This is a genomic window from Haloarcula sp. NS06 (assembly GCF_051122755.1).
GTDB lineage: Archaea > Halobacteriota > Halobacteria > Halobacteriales > Haloarculaceae > Haloarcula.
Genome location: NZ_CP184844.1, coordinates 2399037 through 2416530, shown reverse-complemented (window position 1 = coordinate 2416530; position 17494 = coordinate 2399037). Strand labels below are relative to the sequence as shown.

Genomic DNA, 17494 nt, shown 5'->3' with positions numbered 1-17494 from the left:
TGCGCGCCTTGGCAGTTTTTCCGTGCAATGAGTCAATCACGGGGCTATCTTGACGACAACCCCGAACTCGAGTCCGCCCTGGAGTGGGCCGAGCGCTGGTACCACGTTCCGGTCCTCCTGGTACTGCTCGGGTTCATGCTGTGGAATCGTGTCCGGAGTTGGCAGAACTTTATCGTTGACGGCGAAGTGCTCTTCAGCGGGAACGACGCTTGGTATCACTACCGTTCGACCCAGTACGTCGTTGATCACTGGCCCGCGACGATGCCGTTCGACCCCTGGACATATTTCCCGTACGGGACCAGCACCGGGCAGTTCGGGACGCTGTTCGATCAGATCGTCGCAACGGTCGCCCTGATTGTCGGTCTGGGGTCCCCTAGCGACCAGACCGTTGCAATGACGCTTCTGTTTGCACCTCCCGTATTCGGAACGCTCGTTGCGATTCCGACGTACCTCATCGGACGGCGACTTGGCGACCGCATCGGCGGGGTGACCGCAGTCACCGTACTCGCATTCTCGACTGGTACGCTCCTCCGACGGAGCATCGTCGGCTTCTCTGACCACCAAGTCGCTGAAGCGCTCTTCCAAGTACTCGGAGTCCTCGGCGTCATGGTGGCAGTTAGCGTCGCCGCGCGGGACAAGCCGATCTATGAGCAGTTCCTCGAGCGAGATATAGATGCACTCCGAGATACCATCAGCTGGTCCATGTTGGCCGGTGTGGCAATCGCGATGTACCTCTGGGTCTGGCCGCCCGGTGTGCTCCTTCTCGGGATCCTCGGTGTCTTCTTCCTGCTCCGGCTATGTTTGGAGTACGTTCACGACAGCAGCCCAGAACACACAGCCATCGCTGGTGCAATCACGATGGCGACTGCCGCCGTGGTGAGTGTGTCGAGAATCAACGTTCTGGAGATCACAGCAACCTCTCAGTCGCTGCTACAGCCGGGGCTGGCGTTGGCTGTTGGCTTCGGTTGTGTGTTCATGGCATGGCTGGCCCGATTCATGGAGCAGCGAGAGTACGGCCAGTACGTGTATCCGGCGACTGTGTTCGGAGTCCTCGCGTTTGGGGCCGTTTTGATGGCAGTATTGACCCCCGATCTGTGGAGCTTCTTCACAAACAACGTCATGCGGGTTATTGGGCTTACAACCAGTGAAACGGCCAACACTGTTGGGGAAGCCAGCCCACTGCCGGGCGCTGGTGTCCTATTCGAGGCGCACGGATTCGCTGTCATCGTTGCGGCGATCGGTGGTCTGTTTTTGCTCGGAAAGCAGTTCCTCTCTAACGATGCGCCCGCAGAAGAGCTACTCGTCGTCGTCTGGGCACTATTCATTCTGCTAGCTACGTTTACCCAGCGACGGTTCGCCTACTATCTCGTCGCGCCGATTGCAGTGCTGTCGGGGATGTTCGTCGGCCGGTTTATTCGCTGGTTCGATTTCAGTGCCGACGATGGCATCGAGTATTATCAGGTCATGACAATTCTCACGGTACTTCTCGTCATCGTCGTCCCGCTGTTCGCGTTCGGTACGACGCCGGTCGAAGCGGGTTCGACCGGTCCCGGGCCGAGTATTCAGGGCTGGGACGAGAGCCTGCAGTGGATGGAAGGGAACACGCCTGCGGAGGGAGCGTACGGCTCCGGCGGTGACGCGACACTCGAGTACTATGGCACCTATGATCGACAAGAGGACTTCGACTATCAGGAAGGGCAGTACGGTGTTCTGTCGTGGTGGGACTACGGGCACTGGATTACCACCAGAGCAGAGCGCGTGCCGAACGCGAACCCGTTCCAGCAGGGAACTGAGACTGTGGCCCCGTTCCTAGTCGCACAGAATGAAACACAGGCGAACAGCATCCTCGACAGCGCAGACGAGGACGACGCGAAGACCAGATACGTCGCTGTCGACTGGAAGATGGCTGAAACCAACGGCAACCTCAATGGCAAATTCTTCGCGCCAGCGACGTACGCTGACGGCGTGGGGCCAGGAGACTACTACAGCCGAATGTACATCCAGTCCCAGGACGGCGGTGCCAGACAGATAACGTTCCAGCAGCAGGCCTACTACGAGACGATGACCGCTCGGCTGTACCGGTTCCACGGCAGCGCTAAAAACCCGCAGCCGGTTGTCGTCGACTGGGAGAACAAGCAGACACGCCAGGGAGGTCAGTACCGCGGTGCGCCGACCAACGAACAGGAACCAGAAGGCCAGCAACAGGGACGGGTCATCCGACAGTTCGAGAGCATGGAGCAGGCCCGTCAGTACGTCGAAGAAGACGCGACCTCACAGGTCGGTGGGTTCGGCGACAACCCATCTGAACGGGTTTCAGCAATGGAGCACTATCGGCTGGTCGGTTCAAGTGAGACTGAGGCGTTCCCGAACAACCCGCGGTATCAGTCCTCCGCTTGGGCAAAGATATTCGAGCGAGTCCCCGGCGCAACGATTGAAGGGACCGGACCGGCGAACGCGACAGTCCGGACCGCCGTCCAGATGCGCAACCCGGCCACGAACAAGACGTTCGTCTACCGCCAGCGGACCCAGACAGATCAGAACGGGAACTTCGAGATGACTGTTCCCTACTCGACCACTGGGTACGACGACTGGGGGACTGACGAGGGCTACACGAACGTGAGCGTCCGTGCCGAGACCCAGTATCAGTTCAGCGCAGTCGGGGCTAACAACGGCACCCGGACCGGCTTTACCGGCGCGACCGAGGTCACTGAAGGGCAGGTCATCGGCCAGGACGCCGCCGCCGCAACCGTCGAACTGGAACCGGTAACGATTCAGCAGGGCAATGAGACCAGCGGTGAATCGCGCGCACCGATGACCGAAGACGCAGCTGAAGCAGGAGCGTAGCGGAGTCCCAGCGGTCGTTCGCTGGCTGACCGATGTTTGATCTGCCCGAGACTCTTTGTAGATTCCATCAGCGGAGTACGTTCTAGCGGCGACACCTACCAGTCAAAAGGTCGATAGCAGCGGAGCGGCGAACTCACTCGGCCAGCGGATTGAACGTGCCGTTGATGTCCCACTCGTGGAGACAGTGTGGGTCGCCGGATTGTTTGGTCCCGTCGTCGGTGACGATACGCCAACTGTGTTGGTCCGGGTCCCACTCGTCGACCCGCCCACACCGCTCACACTCGCGTTTGCGTGGGGTGACGATTTCAGCCATATCTGGTGCAAGCGCGTGGGTGATTATCAGGCTGCCGGTCCCTGACTGGTCCATCGGAACGATTCACAGCCGACGATGTGAGAGTGCTGCACCGACGCTGACGCCAGGTAGTGCAACCGCTGCAGTGCTTAAAAGTCCGGGAGGTCGTCCGCGTCGACCTCCTCCGCTTCCCAATCGAGGTACTCGTCGGCCAGTACCTCGCAGACGACTTGGCCGAATTCGGTCAGTCCGGCGTTGATACCTGAAACAGTGCCCCAGGAGTCGATGTCCGGATGAATTTCCCGCTCGCGCCAGTCCTCGGGCAAGCCCGGGGCGTGGTAGCCGACGCGGCCCGCAAAGGAGTCCCAGAAGAAATCGAACTCGTCGATGAGTCCCAGATCCGTGACGATTGCCCACTGGTCGGTATCAAGCGACGCGTCAGCGGTCCACTCCTCGAAAGCGTCCGCCCACGCGCCGTCATCGAGGGCTTCGGCAAGCTCCTCACGTCGGTATTCGTCGCCCTGTACCTCCGCGTCATCGTACTCGTCGGCAGCGACGCCGGTGGACAGCTCCGGGCGCTCCGGCGTCTCGACATCGAGTGTCATAATCGTGGTATGCGGCGGAGCCGAATAAAGCTCATACTGTTGGCTGCTCCTTCCCGACGGTATTCCCACTCCATGGTGCAATACCTTTCACGTGACTACAGCAGATCAGCGGTTCGCTTCCCCGTCGAGGGCGCGCTGTCGCAGTTGTTCACCGCGGTCAGTCTCGGTCATCACGTCGGGGACAGGAACCGGGTTCCTGTCCTCGTCGACTGCGACGTACACCGAGTACGACTCCGCTGTCGACTCTGTCTCGCCGGTTCTGAGGTTCTCTCGGGCAACCTGGAGTCGAACTTTGACACTCGTTTCGCCAGTGTCGTAGACGAACGCCTCAATGAGGGCCGTATCTCCGACAGGGATGGGCCGTTTGAAGTTTACTTGGTCCATCCGTGCGGTAACGCAGGTTTCGCCGGCAAAACGCATCGCCGACATCGCCCCGAGTTCGTCCATCCACTTCAGTACGTTCCCTCCGTGGGTCGAACCGAGGTGGTTCGAATGGTTGGGCTGGACCATCCAGCGGTTCTCGATATAGGTTTCTAGTACCGTTGGCATGGCGCGAGGTTGGCCAGCACCGGGGTTGAGTCTGTCGAACGGAGTTGAAAAACGTGACTATGCCGAAACGTATTGTGCTTCCCACTCCTTCCGGGCGTCAAGTTCGCGCTGGCCACGCTTGGTCAGCGTGTAAAAGTTCGTTCGGCGATCGCGTTCGCCCTTCTCGATGAGTGCCTTCTCAACGAGCGTGTCGAGGTTCGGATACAGGCGGCCGTGGTTGACCTCGCTCTCGTAGTAGTTTTCGAGCTCTTCCTTGATCGCTAACCCGTGGGGCTCATCAAGGCCTGCGATGACGTACAGCAGGTCCCGCTGAAATCCAGTCAGGTCATACATCGTATATCGGATACAGTTCGACCCCGTACATATCAGTCTTTTGAATCAGCAAATCTATTACGTATTTACAAATACCGCCTCCGTCCAGTAGTTACCACGATGTCTGTGGCTGTATTAATACAAGAGTTGGTAATAGCTTCGGCACGTACAGAGAACATACAACGTCACGGACATGATTTTGGTCGCCGTTTCTCGGCGGTCATCCGGACCCGACAAGGGTAAAGGAAACGAATGTGTAACGCGGGTGATGACCGAACACGCGGAGTCGGCGGCAGACGAGTTCCCGGAACCGTCAGGGGCGGGACGCGTCGATGTCGTCGGAACCGCTCACGTTTCCGAGCACAGCGTCAAAGAAGTGGAATCAGCGATTGAGGAGTCCGAACCCGATATCGTCGCTGTCGAACTCGACGAGGGCCGGTATCGCCAGATCAAGGGGGAAACTCCTGATGATCTCGATGCGAGCGACCTCCTGCGCGGGAACACCGTCTTTCAGTTCCTCGCGTACTGGATGCTGTCGTACATTCAGACCCGGCTTGGCGATCGGTTCGATATCGAGCCGGGTGCGGACATGAAAGCGGGAATCGACACCGCCGAACGGCTCGGCCTCGGCGTCGCACTCGTCGACCGAGATATCCAGACGACTGTCCAGCGGTTCTGGGCGCGGCTGACGGCCGTCGAGAAACTCAAGCTCGTCGGCAGTCTCGCAGCCGAGATGGGGCCGCCGTTGACCGTCGGGCTGACCATCGGCGCTGTCTTCGGCGGGCTGTTTGCGGTCGTCGCCGGGGCCTTCGGCGGCCCGTTTATTGTCCCGAGTGGGGGTCTTTCAGTTTTGCCAGGGGGTCTCGGTGGGACCGTCGAGGGCCTGCTTGATACGCTGTTGCTCATCTGTACTGTCGCGGCCGGTATCGGGGTGCCCATCGCCGCACTGCTGGTCCGGTTCCGCGGCGAGGCCGATGTCGAGGAGTTCGACATGGAGAAGCTTACCGACACCGACGTGGTCAGTGCGATGATGGAGGAATTCCGTCAATTCTCTCCCGGCGGCGCGGAGGCGCTCATCGACGAACGCGACGCGTTCATCGCCCACCGACTCATTGCTCTTCGCGAGGCCGGCTATCACGTCCTCGCCGTTGTGGGGGCCGGCCACCGCGAGGGCATCCAGAACTATCTCGACAATCCGGAGACACTCCCGCCGATGGAGTCGCTCACCGGAACCGAGGGCGGGCGTCGCGTTTCGCTGTACAAACTCGTCGGCTACGGCTTCGGCGTCGTCTTTCTCGTCTTCTTCGGTCTGCTCATCCTCGGCGGGGCAAGTCAGGCTGTCCTACTGCAGCTGTTCGTCGCGCTAGTCGCCGTTAACGCGGTACTGGCCGGCGGGCTGGCGAAGGTGGCCGGCGCACACTGGTCGAGCGCGGCTGCTGCCGGCGCGTTCGGCTGGCTGACGAGCCTGTTTCCGCTGCCTAGCCGCCGGCTGGTTCGCGGGCTACGTCGAACTGCGGTACATCTCCGTCAATATCAGCGACATTGCGACGCTCAATGAGATACTCAATGACCAGGAATCACCGGTTATGGACCTCGTCAGCCGGATGCGTGCAGTACCGCTGTTCCGCCTGATTCTCGTCGTCGCGCTGACGAACGTCGGTAGCGCAATCGCTTCTTACGTCGTCTTCCCGGTGCTGATCCCGTACATCTCCTCGGACATCGGCGGGATGCAGGGTGTCTCGAACCTGCTCTGGCAGGGTGTCCGCGAAGGAACCCAGATACTCGTGGGGGTGCTCTAATCGTGGGTCGACGACGGCGACCCACCACGGAGCGAACTATCGGTGGCCTCAGCTTCAGCCAGCGCGAACTCCGGGACCTCCTCGTCGCCTGGCTTGCACTCGGACTGGCGTTTACATTCTTCCTTGAACGACAGTTCCGCCGCATCGTCTTCGGCCAGTTCGGCGGCCTCTCGGGTGCCGAAATCGCCAGCACATTCGCAATCAGTCTGCTGACCGTCGGCGTCGGCTTCCTGTTACACGAACTGGCTCACAAGGTTGTCGCCGTCCGCTTCGGACAGATCGCTGCGTTCAAGGCCGATTACCGGATGCTCGGGTTTGCAGTTCTGGGCGGCCTCGCTGGCTTCCTGTTCGCCGCGCCGGGGGCGGTCGTCCACCGTGGTCGACTCACAGCGAAGCAACATGGCCTCATCGCCGTCGCCGGACCGGTGACGAACCTCGCGCTCGCTGTCGTGTTCCTCGTTCCGTTCGTCGCGGCACTACTGTTGAGCACGGGTGGCTTCCTCTGGGAAGTCGCCCGGATGGGGCTGCAGATCAATCTCCTGCTCGCTGGCTTCAACATGCTTCCTTTCGGCCCGCTCGACGGTCGAACGGTTCGGGAATGGAGCACGCCGGTGTTTCTCGCCGTCGCAGTGCCGTCGATTCTGCTCGGGGTCGGCGCGCTGTTCGTCCTCTGAGCGGCCGGAGCGCTCCGCCGGAACGACGCTCTTTTGCCTGCGCCACGCACGCTCTCGGGTATGACCGACAGTGAGTCCGAGGCTGACGACGCCGACAGCGAGGAGGGACTGACCTACGCGGAAACTGGTGTGGACATCGACGCCAGCGAGGCGGCCACGAAGGCGCTCATCGGTGCAGCCGGCGAGTTCGAGGGCGACTACGCGGGACTGGTAGACATCGGCGACCAGTACCTCGCACTCGCAACGGATGGCGTCGGCACAAAGCTCCTTGTCGCCGAGGCCGTCAACGACTACTCGACAATCGGCATCGATTGCATTGCGATGAACGCCAACGATCTCATCGCGACCGGTGTCAAGCCGGTCGCTTTTGTCGATTACCTCGCGGTCGAAACGCCCGACGAGGAGACGAGCGAGGATATCGGCACGGGGCTCCGGACAGGAGCCAAGCGGGCCGACGTGGCGCTTGTGGGTGGCGAAACCGCTGTGATGCCTGACGTGATCAAGGGACTGGACATCGCCGGGACCTGTGCCGGACTGGCACCGAAAGACGATGTTTTCCCCGGCGAGGCCGAGCCCGGTGACGCTATCGTCGGCTGGCCGTCCTCCGGGATTCACTCCAACGGCCTCACGCTCGCTCGCGAGGCAGTCACGCAGGACCACAACTACACCGACTCGTTCCCGCCGAACCCTGACAAGACCATCGCCGAGGCACTGTTGACGCCGACGCGGATCTACAGCGAGGTGCTTGCGCCCCTTCGAGCCAGCGAGACCCACGCGGCCGCACACGTCACCGGCGGCGGCTGGACAAACCTCACCCGGATGGGGAGCTACCGGTACGAGATTACCGACCCCTTCGAGGCCCAGCCCGTCTTCGAGTTCGTCCAGGCGGAAGGTGAAGTCTCTGACGAGGAGATGCACCGGACGTTCAACATGGGGACTGGGTTCGTCGCTGCGGTCCCCAAGGCCGATGCTGCGGAGATTGTCGCCGACAGCGAGGACGCTCGCGTGATCGGCGAAGTGGCTGACGGGGATGAGACGGTTGCGATTCGCGACCTCGAACTCACCGAGTAAGCGATCCGTGGCGCTGACAGAAGCCGATCAGGCGGACAAGATGTCTTTGCCGGCAGTCTCCTCCGCAATCCGAATCTGGAGCGCCTGTCGGATGTGGTATCTGGCAGCCTCGCTTTCGGCGTTCTCGAGGGCCTTTTCGAGTTCGGCATACAGCGGGTCGCTGGGATTGGCCATGTGTGTATATCTCTCATTGGTGAGAATAGACATATAGCCCTGACACTGTTTTCGGTATTAAGTCCCTCCTACGGGGAGTACGGGGCAACTATCCTGATTTGCGTTTGTGAGAATTGGAGTTAGCTGACCGTACGCGCGATATCCGCTTCGGTTATGACACCGATAGTTTCCCCATCTTCAACGACCATCACAGCGGCATTGTGGTTCAGGTAAGCGTCGACTTCGTCAATGGGTGCGTCGGGCTCAACTGTTGCGATAGATTCGTTCATCACTTCAGCCACTGGGAGGTCGCCGACGTTCTCTTCGGGTCGCTGGCGGATGTCGGAGTTACCGATGAGTCCCTGCGGTGCCCCATCCCGAATGACGGGAACCTGCGAGTACCCTCTCTCGTCCATCAGGTCTTTGGTCTGGTGGACGGAGTCGTCGGGTGCGACGCCAACAACGGGAGAGTTCATCAGATCGCGGGCCTTGATGATGCCGCCTTCGGCCTCTTCGAGGGCGGTCACGATCCGCCGAAGCGTCGACAGCCGCGGGTCCACATCGCCACCTTCGATACGAGCGATAAGGGGTTGAGAGACGTCAGCCCGTTCCGCCAGTTCGCTCTGAGTTAGCCCAAGTTCGTTGCGGCGCTCCCGCAGATCCTGTGGCGTCGGTAAGTCCATATCCGCTAATTACCAGAGGTAATATAAAAAGCCCACGGCTACTGCGGCGGGCGACTCACGTGGAACGGTATTATGCTTCGGCTTCGGCTTCGTCCTCGTCGGCTTCGGTCTCGAACACCTCAACGACTTTCAGCGGGACATCCCGGAGTGCGCCGCCGATTTCGCTCTTGGCAATCCGCTGAGCGTGTTCGGGGGATTCGGCGTTGAAAACATCCATCTCGAGTACCAGTCCGACGAGTGCCGTGTCGGCCGCAATGAACGCCGAGTCGAACGGTTCGCCACAGGCCGGGCAGCCGGTCGCGCCGACTTCGACCTCAACGTAGTCCATCTCGGCCTCGTTGAGCCGCTTCCCCGCTTCACTCACTGCTACACCGATAGCGTCGTCAATGTCGTCTACGTCACGAACCAGCCAGGCTGCTTCCATCGCCACGAGGTAGTTCATACACTAGCTCTCGTGGTCCGACTATTCGATAGTTTTGATTCGCCGCTGTTGCGCACGTCATCATTACTATCTCTATAACTTATGCAAACCAGCCATCTGACCCATACCCCAATTATATCTGATCAGGAGATCGGTCGGGCACCAGTCCTGTCTTTCAGGCATCTCGATAAACCGCAAGACAGCGGCCGATTAGCCAATCACGATCAATGATCTGGAACTGAAATGTGGCGACAAGACTTATATACCAGACCCACTCTGGATGGACCGAGGAAGATGGTAGCTCGACTGTACACCGCAACGCTGTTCGCACTGTACCAACTCACCCTGCTGCTGGGCATCATGCTGCTGCCGGTGGCGATGTTCACGGAGCAGTTCGGACTCCGACTGCCGATGGACCGGGCCGTGTCGGGACTCAATGAGGCATACGACCAGGCGAGCGCGTAAGACGAAGCAGCTGACTGAAGACCTGCCCGCAGTGGTTGCGGCCAAGTCCATCAGGAAAAGAGGTTTTATCAGCACCCGACTAGTACCTCACAGTAATGCGAGATATGACTCCGGGGCCGGATCTTTCTGGACCCCAGGCTACCGACGAGTTCCAGAGTGACCCGTACGCGCCCGAAGTCGGCGAGCTCCTCGAACAGTCCGCACAGGATTCGGAGAAGGTGAACAAGACCGGGACGACCACCATCGGCATTAGTACGTCTGATGGCGTCGTCATCGCGACGGATATGCGCGCCTCACTTGGCGGTCGCTTCGTTTCGAACAAGAATGTCCAGAAGGTCGAGCAGATTCACCCCACGGCGGCGCTCACTCTGGTCGGGAGCGTCGGCGGCGCACAGTCCTTCATCCGGACGCTTCGTGCGGAGGTCAACCTCTATGAAGCACGGCGCGGTGGAGATATCAGCATGAAGGCCCTCTCGACGCTGGCTGGCAACTTCGCCCGCGGTGGTCCATTCTTCGCGATCAACCCCATCCTCGGCGGCGTTGACGACGATGGCCACCACGTCTACTCCATCGACCCGGCTGGCGGCGTCATGAAAGACGACTACACTGTCACCGGTTCCGGGCTCACCGTCGCATACGGGACCCTCGAAGACCGCTACGAGGAAGACATGACCAACGACGAGGCCAAAGAAGTCGCTGCTGCCTCCATCAAGGCTGCTGCCGAGCGTGACACCGGCTCCGGCAACGGCATCTACCTCGCTGATGTCACCGCTGACGGCGTCGACATCAACGGCTACGACTTCGACGAACTGCTGTAGCCACACGAAACAATCGTTACGGTCGGGTCTCGGCCCAGACGTTTTTCGTGCTGAGGTCGGCTTTGTTTTACCGCAGTGAGAGACTACGAGACGACGACTGGGGCACTCTGTCTAAGCTGTAGATATACGCAACGGTGTAATGTGACCATGAAACGACAAGTATAGATAGTTGGTCTGAATAACTTTTCTAAATGATATCTTCAGACGTCGTCGTTCAGCTTGCATCCCAGACCGGCTTCAAACCGCTACTCAACCGGTGTTACAATCAGTATCGTGAAGTCTCGTACCGCCTTGCTGGCGATACATACGCGGTCACAGTCGGTGATGTCAGCACAGAGTTCCTGATACCAACCTACAATGAGTTTACTGACCTCTGGAAGATAGACGAACGGCCGGTACTCGCTGATCTGCTGGGGGAACTCCGGCCCGACGACGTGTTCTACGATATCGGGGCTAATATCGGTCTGTATGCCTGTCTGGCATCGGAGGTGACCGACAATCCGGTCATCGCATTCGAACCACACCCCGACAACGCCGAGCGGTTGCGACAGAATATGCAACACAACCGCGCCGATATTTCGCTATTCGAACACGCGATGGTCGATGAGGACGGTGAAGCCGAACTCTCGATTACGCTCGAAAAGATTGGTTCAGCCGGGCATTCGCTGGTGACGACAGCGACAGAGCACGAGACAATCACAATTAGCAAGCGACACGGCGACGAGTTCATCGCTGACAACCACCTCCCGACACCGACTGCGATCAAAATCGATGTCGAAGGGACGGAGGGCGCTGTTCTCAATGGTCTGTCGTCGACGCTCGACCAGCCCTCATGTCGGCTCGTGTACTGTGAAGTCCACGGAAACCGACTCGAGACCAACGGCCACTCCGTTGCTGGCATCCGGAGTCAACTGGAGGGACATGGCTTTGCTGTGACCGAACGGGTCATCCGTGACGGCAAGGGCGACACATTCCTTATCGGGAAGAAGTGAGGGCCGAACGAGAGAATTATACGGTCGGCTTCCGCATCGCCGGTATGGAACTGTTCGGGACCGCGGGGATCCGCGGTGATGTCGTATCGAAGGTGACGCCGGACCTCGCGCTGCGCGTTGGACAGGCGACTGGCCGAGACGGCGAGACGTTCGTGCTAGGGTACGACGGTCGCGTGACCTCGCCAGCCCTCGCTGACGCGATGGCCGCGGGACTGCAAAGCGCCGGCGCGCGAGTCGTCAGAATCGGCCGCGTGCCGACGCCGACGCTGGCGTACGCTTCGCAAGGTCGACGCGGTGTGATGATTACCGCGAGCCACAACCCGCCGACGGACAATGGCATCAAGGTATTCGCCGATGGCACCGAGTACGGCGACGACGACGAGACGCGCATCGAAGGGCGAATTGAGGACGGCTCGACACCGACGGCCTGGCGCGACTGGGGCGACACAGAATCGGTCGATTACCTCGACGAGTATCGAGGCGCTGTCGCCGACTACGCCGAGTCGCTTGGTGGCGACCCAGCAGGGCTCACGGTGGCAGTCGACTGCGGGAACGGGATGGCCAGCGTGGCGACGCCACAGGTCCTCCGGGAACTGGGTGCCGACGTACTCGCGACGGAGGCGAACGTCGACGGGACCTTCCCCGGCCGCGAGAGCAAGCCGACGCCGGAGACACTGGCCGATTTCCGCGAGTTCGTCGCCGAGTCCGACGCCGACTTCGGGTTCGGCCACGACGGCGACGCCGACCGTATCGTCGTCGTCGACGCCGACGGTGATGTCATCCACGAGGACACGATACTCGCGATGCTGGCCGAACACTACACGCGTGCCACGGACGTTTCGGACCCCGTCGTCGTGACGACGCCCAACGCCTCCGGCCGCATCGACGAACGGGTCGAAGCCGCTGGCGGCCGCGTCGAACGCATCCACCTCGGCTCGCTCCACGTCGGTATCGCCGACGTTCGCGCGGACGCGACCGACGAAACCGAGGTCGTCTTCGCCGCAGAACCATGGAAACACATCCACACCGCCTTCGGTGGCTGGATCGACGGCGTTGCCAGTGCGGCCGTGCTGACGCGCCTGTTCGCCAAGGAGAGTGTGGGTGACAGGCGGGCCGTCATCTCCGAGCGGCCCTATGAGAAGGTAAGTGTGGAGTGCCCCGACGACGCCAAAGCCGAGACGATGGAGCGACTGGAATCCGACCTGCCGGATGCGTTCCCCGAAGCCGATGTCTCGACCGAGTACGGCGTCCGGCTCTCTTTCGATGACGGGTCGTGGACGCTCGTCCGGCCGAGCGGCACCGAGCCGTACGTCCGGGTTTACGCAGAGAGTGACGATATCGACGCGCTGGTTGCGGACACCACACAGGCAGTCCGTGACGCCGTCACGGCTGTCAGTGCCGCCGACGCCTGACGCCTGAGCACCGACTGCTACCGAGACCGATAGAATTTCTACACGGCCCTTCGACGCCCAGTGCATGGAGGACCTCCTCGACGCAGCGAGAGACGCCATTGACGAGGCGTACGCGCCGTACTCGGAGTACACGGTCGGCGCGGCGCTCGAAACGAGTGATGGCAGCGTCTACACCGGTTGTAACATCGAAAACGCCAACTACAGCAACAGCTTGCACGCCGAGGAAGTGGCCATCGGTGCGGCTGTTAGCGACGGGCACCGGTCGTTCGAGCGCGTCGCTGTCACCTCTGGCAAGCGTGACGGCGTCACCCCCTGTGGGATGTGCCGCCAGACGTTCAGCGAGTTCTGTGACGAGTCGTTCGAGATCATCACCGACGGCGACGAGCCGACGGTGTACGAACTCGGGGAGCTCCTGCCGACGACAATCACCAGCGACCACCTCGACAAATGACAAGCGACAGTGAAGACCCGAACGATGACGTACAGTACCATCTGGAAGTAAGCGATGACGACGTGGCCGACAGCGTCCTGCTGCCGGGGAACCCCGAGCGGGTCGAAAAGGTCGTCGACTACTGGGACGACCACGACATCGTCGCCGAACACCGTGAGTACCGCACGGCGACGGGCACCCACGACGGGACACCCATCTCCGTGACCTCGACGGGTATTGGTGGCCCATCAGCCGCTATCGCGCTTGAAGAACTGGCCCGCGTCGGCGCTGACTCCTTTATCCGGGTCGGCTCCTGTGGGGCTATCCAGAAGGAAGCCAGCATCGGCGACCTCGTCATCACGACTGGCGCGGTGCGACAGGAAGGGACCAGCAAGGAGTACGTCCGCGAGGATTACCCCGCCAGCGCCGACCACCGGATTGTTTCGGCGCTCGTCGCCGCCGCCGAGGAACTCGGCTACGACTACCACCTCGGCGTCACCTGCTCGACGGACAGTTTCTACGCCGGGCAGTCACGCCCCGGGTTCAAGGACTTCGAAGCCAGCGGCAGCGACGAACGCATCGCGGCGCTCCAGGAAGCCGGCGTCCTCAACTTCGAGATGGAGGCGGCAACGATTCTCACGCTCGCGAACCTGTACGGCCTGCGGGCTGGTGCTGTCTGCACGGTGTACGCTAACCGCGTTACCGGCGAGTTCCGCACCGAAGGAGAGCGCAAAGCAGCCAAGTGTGCCAGCCTTGCTGTGTCGTATCTGGCGGAGATGGACACCGCTGTCGAGGAAGCCGATGCCGACGGCTGGCACGCCGGTCTGTCTGTCGACCGCTAGGCTTCTCGACACCCGATAGCCGCGAGCGGCCGCTGCTGCAGTAGTAGAAGTAGTGCGGCAGCGGATGCTGTGCAGTCGCGGCGCAGTAGGAGACAGCATACCGCGCGCCGTTGGCGAGCGGTTTCACTTCTCGCGACCAGCGGGAGCGAGAAGGTCGTTTTTAGCGTAGATTTTTGCGAACCCGCTCCCCGCAGCGCCGGAGGCGCGAGGAGAGGGGATGAAGTAAAAAGGTACTACATATCGGGCCAGGCCTTGGCGGCCCGGCCGACACCGGTCATGTCGTTGATCCAGCGGGCGGCAATAGCTTTCTTCAGCAGTTTCGCGGGCATCCCGCCGAAGGTTTCGATAGGCACATTCACCACGTCGTGGGCGACAGCCTTCTCGCCGACCGAAACGACCGTACCCTTGTCCTTGTGGGTCCAGGTCTTCAGTGGCTGCTCTCGCACGGCGCGTGCAAGGTTCTCGCCCGCGACTTCCGCGGCTTGCCAAGCGGCCTGGGCGGTCGGCGGAGCGGGCTGGTCGCCCGGCTGGTCGATCAGTGCCGAGTCGCCGATCGCGAAGACGTGTTCGTCCTCGGTCTGGAAGTTCCCTTCCGCGTGGACGCGGTGGTTGCGCTCGTCCTTGTCTAGATCGACCTCTTGCATGCAATCGCGCCCGGTGATGCCGCCCGTCCAGACCAGCACGTCGTAGTCCAGTTCGTCCTCGTCGCCGATATAGACCGTCTCCTCGTCGACTTCGCCGATGAACTCCCCGCACTTGATGTTCACGTCAGCGGCTTCCAGACGCTTGCGCAGGGCACCCTGGAGTTCAGGGTCGCTGTTTGGCAAGACTTGGTCGAGACCTTCGACAAGGTGGATGTCGATGGGCGCGTTGTGTTCGTCACGGAATTCGGCAACCTCGCCGGCGGTCTGGATGCCGGAGAGGCCAGCACCGCCGATGACGACCTGCGCTGGGTCGTTCGTGGACGCTTCGCGGGCGGCTTGTTGGATCTTGTCGTGGATGTCGAGGGCGTCGTCGAGACTCTTGAGCGTCAGGGCATACTCTTCGAGCCCTTCGATACCGAAGAAGGCCGTCTGGGAACCCAGCCCCACGAGGAGGTAGTCGTACTCGACGGTGTCGGAATCGGCGAGGTCTACTTCCTGGGCGTCGGTGTCGATACCAACGACCTCGTCCTGAATGAATGCGGTCGAGGGCTGTTTGATTTCGTGGACGGGGATGGCGATATTCTCCTGCACGCTCGGGTCCCGGATGCAACGATGGGACTCGTGTAGGACCAGATGATAGTCTGTCTCAGAAATCCAGGTGACATCAACGTCCGTCTGACCGTCTAGCTCGTCCTCGAAACTCTTTATTGCCCCTGCGCCGGCATACCCCGAACCGAGCACGACCACGTTCTCCGTCATATCGGAGACTCCGCAACCGACTGATACAAACCCTTTGAAATCCCTCTCAGCGGGGGAACAATTCCTAAGCAATACTCATCGTCAGGGCGGTACGATGCGGCCCCGATGACCGCAGAAAAACAATTCAAAAGACCAGTGAGGCGTATTAGTGCTCCGGCTCGCCCGCCGGTGCCCGCATATCGTCGATAGCGAGGATGAGTTTGTTGTTGGTGTCGTCCTTGCCCTCAAGAGTCCCGATAATCTGGAGCTTCGACAGCGGTGTCGGCCCAACTGTCACCGAGTCACCTTCGTGGAATTCGGACATCGTGCCCTGGAGCTGAATCTCTGCGCGGCACTCCTCGGGGTGGTGGACGCTGGTCAGGTCGATCTCCTCGACGTTCGAGTGTTCGACAAGTTCGCCGTTGTGGCGTAGCGGGACCTCCGCGGCTTGGTCCATGTCCTGAATCTGGAGCGCATCGTAGGCGTTGGCGGTGGGCTTGTACCCACCTTTGGGCCCGGGGACGCCCTCGACGAGCTGCAGGGCTTTGAGGCTCTGCATCTGGTTTCGAATCGTGCCGGGGTTCCGGTCGACTTTCTCGGCAATGTCCTCGCCTTTCACAGCGCTTTCACTTTCCCGATAGAGATTTACCAGTTCCTGCAGAATGTTCTTTTGACTGGGTGTCAGTTCGATAGATGACATAATGCCCTGTTCGGTACAGCCGTCCTTAAATGCGACGGTAAACCCTCTGGAACCGTCTTAGAATCGCGGAAAACGTTAGTACTTTATTCCGGCGCTGACCTGACACAGATATGGAAAATCAGCGCGTTCTGGTAACTGGCGGTGGGGGGTTCATCGGGGCAAACCTCGCGAACAAACTGGCCGAGAACAACGATGTCGTCGCCCTAGATGACGGCTACCTCGGCACGCCGGAAAACGTATCAGAAGACGTAGAGTATGTCGAACAGAGCGTCCTCGACGACGACCTGCCGACCGACGTAGACGTCGTGTTCCACCTCGCAGCGCTCTCCTCCTATGCGATGCACGAGGACAACCCGACCCACGGCGCTCGCGTGAACGTCGAGGGGTTCGTCAACACCGTCGAGCAGGCCCGGGACGACGGCTGTGATACCATCGTCTACGCCTCGACGTCCTCCATCTACGGCAGTCGGACCGAGCCCTCGCCAGAAGACATGGACGTGACGGTCAACACCGGCTACGAGGCCTCGAAGATGGCCCGGGAGACGTACGCCGAGTACTTCCAGAACCACTACGACCTCACGCTGGCCGGGATGCGCTTCTTCTCGGTGTATCAGGGCTACGGTGGCGCGGAGGAACACAAGGGCGAGTACGCGAACGTTATCGCACAGTTCGCCGACGACTTGGCCAGCGGCAACGCACCGAAACTGTACGGTGACGGCGAACAGACTCGCGATTTCACCCACGTCGACGACATCGTCCGCGGACTTGTCCTGGCCGCCGAACACGAACTGAACGACGTGTACAACCTCGGTACCGGCGAGGCCTACGACTTCAACACCGTCGTCGAGATGCTGAACGACGAACTTGAAACGGACATCGAGCCGGAGTACGTGGAGAATCCGATTCCCGAGGACGTGTACGTCCACGACACCTGTGCCGATTTCTCGAAGATGCACGAGGCGACGGGCTGGGAACCGGAGACCAGCTTCGAAGAAGGCATCGAGCTGGTCTGTGCGCCGTATACGTAGGGAACCGGTGACGGTCGTCGTC

19 protein-coding genes and 1 pseudogene are annotated in these 17494 nt (G+C 60.8%); 11 read left to right on the top strand and 9 right to left on the bottom strand.

What is annotated here, in order from left to right; all coding sequences use genetic code 11:
- Nucleotides 1-27 precede the first annotated feature (27 nt).
- Nucleotides 28-2844 carry an oligosaccharyl transferase, archaeosortase A system-associated gene (locus tag ACODNH_RS16435; protein WP_434530587.1) on the top strand — a complete coding sequence of 939 codons (2817 nt, stop codon included), beginning with the start codon at nt 28-30 and terminating at the stop codon, nt 2842-2844.
- A gap of 133 nt (nt 2845-2977) precedes the next feature.
- Here the strand turns inward: ACODNH_RS16435 and ACODNH_RS16430 are convergent, their stop codons facing one another.
- From ACODNH_RS16430 to ACODNH_RS16415, 4 genes are all read right to left on the bottom strand, one after another.
- Nucleotides 2978-3157 (bottom strand): HEWD family protein, encoded by a 180-nt coding sequence (locus tag ACODNH_RS16430; protein ID WP_004593110.1) that lies wholly within the window; start codon nt 3155-3157, stop codon nt 2978-2980.
- Nucleotides 3158-3285: 128 nt separating this feature from the next.
- Nucleotides 3286-3741, bottom strand: a complete 456-nt coding sequence (locus ACODNH_RS16425) for a hypothetical protein (protein WP_306706081.1) — start codon at nt 3739-3741, stop codon at nt 3286-3288.
- Between the two features lie 105 nt (nt 3742-3846).
- Nucleotides 3847-4290: an acyl-CoA thioesterase gene (locus tag ACODNH_RS16420; RefSeq protein WP_306706079.1), complete on the bottom strand. Its 444-nt coding sequence runs from the start codon at nt 4288-4290 to the stop codon at nt 3847-3849.
- 57 nt (nt 4291-4347) lie between these two features.
- The gene (locus ACODNH_RS16415) at nt 4348-4623 is read right to left on the bottom strand and encodes a PadR family transcriptional regulator (RefSeq protein ID WP_004515723.1); all 276 of its coding nucleotides are present in this window, start codon (nt 4621-4623) and stop codon (nt 4348-4350) included.
- A 247-nt stretch (nt 4624-4870) separates the two neighbouring features.
- Here ACODNH_RS16415 and ACODNH_RS16410 point away from each other — a divergent pair.
- The 3 genes and pseudogenes from ACODNH_RS16410 to purM all read left to right on the top strand — a co-directional run bounded on the left by ACODNH_RS16410 (nt 4871) and on the right by purM (nt 8146).
- Nucleotides 4871-6401: pseudogene (locus ACODNH_RS16410) on the top strand (TraB/GumN family protein).
- Complete coding sequence (locus tag ACODNH_RS16405; RefSeq protein ID WP_434531448.1) at nt 6401-7075, top strand: metalloprotease; 675 nt, start codon at nt 6401-6403, stop codon at nt 7073-7075. The pseudogene ACODNH_RS16410 and the gene ACODNH_RS16405 overlap by 1 nt, the downstream one beginning before the upstream one ends.
- A gap of 60 nt (nt 7076-7135) precedes the next feature.
- Nucleotides 7136-8146 carry a phosphoribosylformylglycinamidine cyclo-ligase gene (gene purM, locus ACODNH_RS16400; RefSeq protein WP_306706074.1) on the top strand — a complete coding sequence of 337 codons (1011 nt, stop codon included), beginning with the start codon at nt 7136-7138 and terminating at the stop codon, nt 8144-8146.
- A 27-nt stretch (nt 8147-8173) separates the two neighbouring features.
- Here the strand turns inward: purM and ACODNH_RS16395 are convergent, their stop codons facing one another.
- The 3 genes from ACODNH_RS16395 to ACODNH_RS16385 all read right to left on the bottom strand — a co-directional run bounded on the left by ACODNH_RS16395 (nt 8174) and on the right by ACODNH_RS16385 (nt 9424).
- On the bottom strand, nt 8174-8353 hold the full coding sequence (locus ACODNH_RS16395) for a hypothetical protein (protein WP_434530586.1): 180 nt from the start codon (nt 8351-8353) through the stop codon (nt 8174-8176).
- A gap of 86 nt (nt 8354-8439) precedes the next feature.
- A complete protein-coding gene (locus tag ACODNH_RS16390; protein ID WP_306706070.1) occupies nt 8440-8982 on the bottom strand; it encodes a CBS domain-containing protein in 543 nt (180 codons plus the stop codon).
- Between the two features lie 70 nt (nt 8983-9052).
- Nucleotides 9053-9424 (bottom strand): DUF555 domain-containing protein, encoded by a 372-nt coding sequence (locus ACODNH_RS16385; protein WP_004515717.1) that lies wholly within the window; start codon nt 9422-9424, stop codon nt 9053-9055.
- A gap of 273 nt (nt 9425-9697) precedes the next feature.
- On the opposite strand from ACODNH_RS16385, the gene ACODNH_RS16380 reads away from it, so the two are divergent.
- The 6 genes from ACODNH_RS16380 (at nt 9698) to ACODNH_RS16355 (ending at nt 14362) form a co-directional block, all read left to right on the top strand.
- On the top strand, nt 9698-9868 hold the full coding sequence (locus ACODNH_RS16380) for a hypothetical protein (RefSeq protein WP_306706064.1): 171 nt from the start codon (nt 9698-9700) through the stop codon (nt 9866-9868).
- Between the two features lie 95 nt (nt 9869-9963).
- Entirely contained in the window at nt 9964-10686 is a 723-nt protein-coding gene (psmB, locus tag ACODNH_RS16375; protein ID WP_306706062.1) for an archaeal proteasome endopeptidase complex subunit beta, read from the top strand.
- 191 nt (nt 10687-10877) lie between these two features.
- On the top strand, nt 10878-11678 hold the full coding sequence (locus ACODNH_RS16370) for an FkbM family methyltransferase (RefSeq protein WP_306706060.1): 801 nt from the start codon (nt 10878-10880) through the stop codon (nt 11676-11678).
- 44 nt (nt 11679-11722) lie between these two features.
- Nucleotides 11723-13090, top strand: coding sequence for a phosphopentomutase/phosphoglucosamine mutase (locus ACODNH_RS16365; protein WP_306706058.1), 1368 nt, complete (start codon nt 11723-11725; stop codon nt 13088-13090).
- Between the two features lie 64 nt (nt 13091-13154).
- Nucleotides 13155-13541, top strand: coding sequence for a cytidine deaminase (cdd, locus tag ACODNH_RS16360; protein WP_004962275.1), 387 nt, complete (start codon nt 13155-13157; stop codon nt 13539-13541).
- Nucleotides 13538-14362, top strand: a complete 825-nt coding sequence (locus ACODNH_RS16355; protein ID WP_434530585.1) for a nucleoside phosphorylase — start codon at nt 13538-13540, stop codon at nt 14360-14362. Before cdd ends, ACODNH_RS16355 begins: the two co-directional genes overlap by 4 nt.
- A 233-nt stretch (nt 14363-14595) precedes the next feature.
- Here the strand turns inward: ACODNH_RS16355 and ACODNH_RS16350 are convergent, their stop codons facing one another.
- The gene (locus tag ACODNH_RS16350) at nt 14596-15765 is read right to left on the bottom strand and encodes an NAD(P)/FAD-dependent oxidoreductase (protein ID WP_306706051.1); all 1170 of its coding nucleotides are present in this window, start codon (nt 15763-15765) and stop codon (nt 14596-14598) included.
- Between the two features lie 145 nt (nt 15766-15910).
- Nucleotides 15911-16444, bottom strand: coding sequence for an Rrf2 family transcriptional regulator (locus tag ACODNH_RS16345; protein ID WP_004515710.1), 534 nt, complete (start codon nt 16442-16444; stop codon nt 15911-15913).
- Nucleotides 16445-16554: 110 nt separating this feature from the next.
- Here ACODNH_RS16345 and ACODNH_RS16340 point away from each other — a divergent pair, with 110 nt between their 5' ends.
- Nucleotides 16555-17472 carry an NAD-dependent epimerase/dehydratase family protein gene (locus ACODNH_RS16340; protein WP_306706048.1) on the top strand — a complete coding sequence of 306 codons (918 nt, stop codon included), beginning with the start codon at nt 16555-16557 and terminating at the stop codon, nt 17470-17472.
- The last annotated feature ends 22 nt before the right edge of the window (nt 17473-17494 follow it).

Excerpts from the sequence above, each read along its gene's own strand:
- ACODNH_RS16435 (WP_434530587.1), top strand. The coding sequence starts at position 28 with ATGAGTCAATCACGGGGCTATCTTGACGACAACCCCGAACTCGAGTCC.
- ACODNH_RS16430 (WP_004593110.1), bottom strand. The coding sequence starts at position 3,157 with ATGGCTGAAATCGTCACCCCACGCAAACGCGAGTGTGAGCGGTGTGGG.
- ACODNH_RS16425 (WP_306706081.1), bottom strand. The coding sequence starts at position 3,741 with ATGACACTCGATGTCGAGACGCCGGAGCGCCCGGAGCTGTCCACCGGC.
- ACODNH_RS16420 (WP_306706079.1), bottom strand. The coding sequence starts at position 4,290 with ATGCCAACGGTACTAGAAACCTATATCGAGAACCGCTGGATGGTCCAG.
- ACODNH_RS16415 (WP_004515723.1), bottom strand. The coding sequence starts at position 4,623 with ATGTATGACCTGACTGGATTTCAGCGGGACCTGCTGTACGTCATCGCA.
- purM (WP_306706074.1), top strand. The coding sequence starts at position 7,136 with ATGACCGACAGTGAGTCCGAGGCTGACGACGCCGACAGCGAGGAGGGA.
- ACODNH_RS16395 (WP_434530586.1), bottom strand. The coding sequence starts at position 8,353 with ATGTCTATTCTCACCAATGAGAGATATACACACATGGCCAATCCCAGC.
- ACODNH_RS16390 (WP_306706070.1), bottom strand. The coding sequence starts at position 8,982 with ATGGACTTACCGACGCCACAGGATCTGCGGGAGCGCCGCAACGAACTT.
- ACODNH_RS16385 (WP_004515717.1), bottom strand. The coding sequence starts at position 9,424 with ATGAACTACCTCGTGGCGATGGAAGCAGCCTGGCTGGTTCGTGACGTA.
- ACODNH_RS16380 (WP_306706064.1), top strand. The coding sequence starts at position 9,698 with ATGGTAGCTCGACTGTACACCGCAACGCTGTTCGCACTGTACCAACTC.
- psmB (WP_306706062.1), top strand. The coding sequence starts at position 9,964 with ATGCGAGATATGACTCCGGGGCCGGATCTTTCTGGACCCCAGGCTACC.
- ACODNH_RS16370 (WP_306706060.1), top strand. The coding sequence starts at position 10,878 with ATGATATCTTCAGACGTCGTCGTTCAGCTTGCATCCCAGACCGGCTTC.
- ACODNH_RS16365 (WP_306706058.1), top strand. The coding sequence starts at position 11,723 with ATGGAACTGTTCGGGACCGCGGGGATCCGCGGTGATGTCGTATCGAAG.
- cdd (WP_004962275.1), top strand. The coding sequence starts at position 13,155 with ATGGAGGACCTCCTCGACGCAGCGAGAGACGCCATTGACGAGGCGTAC.
- ACODNH_RS16355 (WP_434530585.1), top strand. The coding sequence starts at position 13,538 with ATGACAAGCGACAGTGAAGACCCGAACGATGACGTACAGTACCATCTG.
- ACODNH_RS16350 (WP_306706051.1), bottom strand. The coding sequence starts at position 15,765 with ATGACGGAGAACGTGGTCGTGCTCGGTTCGGGGTATGCCGGCGCAGGG.
- ACODNH_RS16345 (WP_004515710.1), bottom strand. The coding sequence starts at position 16,444 with ATGTCATCTATCGAACTGACACCCAGTCAAAAGAACATTCTGCAGGAA.
- ACODNH_RS16340 (WP_306706048.1), top strand. The coding sequence starts at position 16,555 with ATGGAAAATCAGCGCGTTCTGGTAACTGGCGGTGGGGGGTTCATCGGG.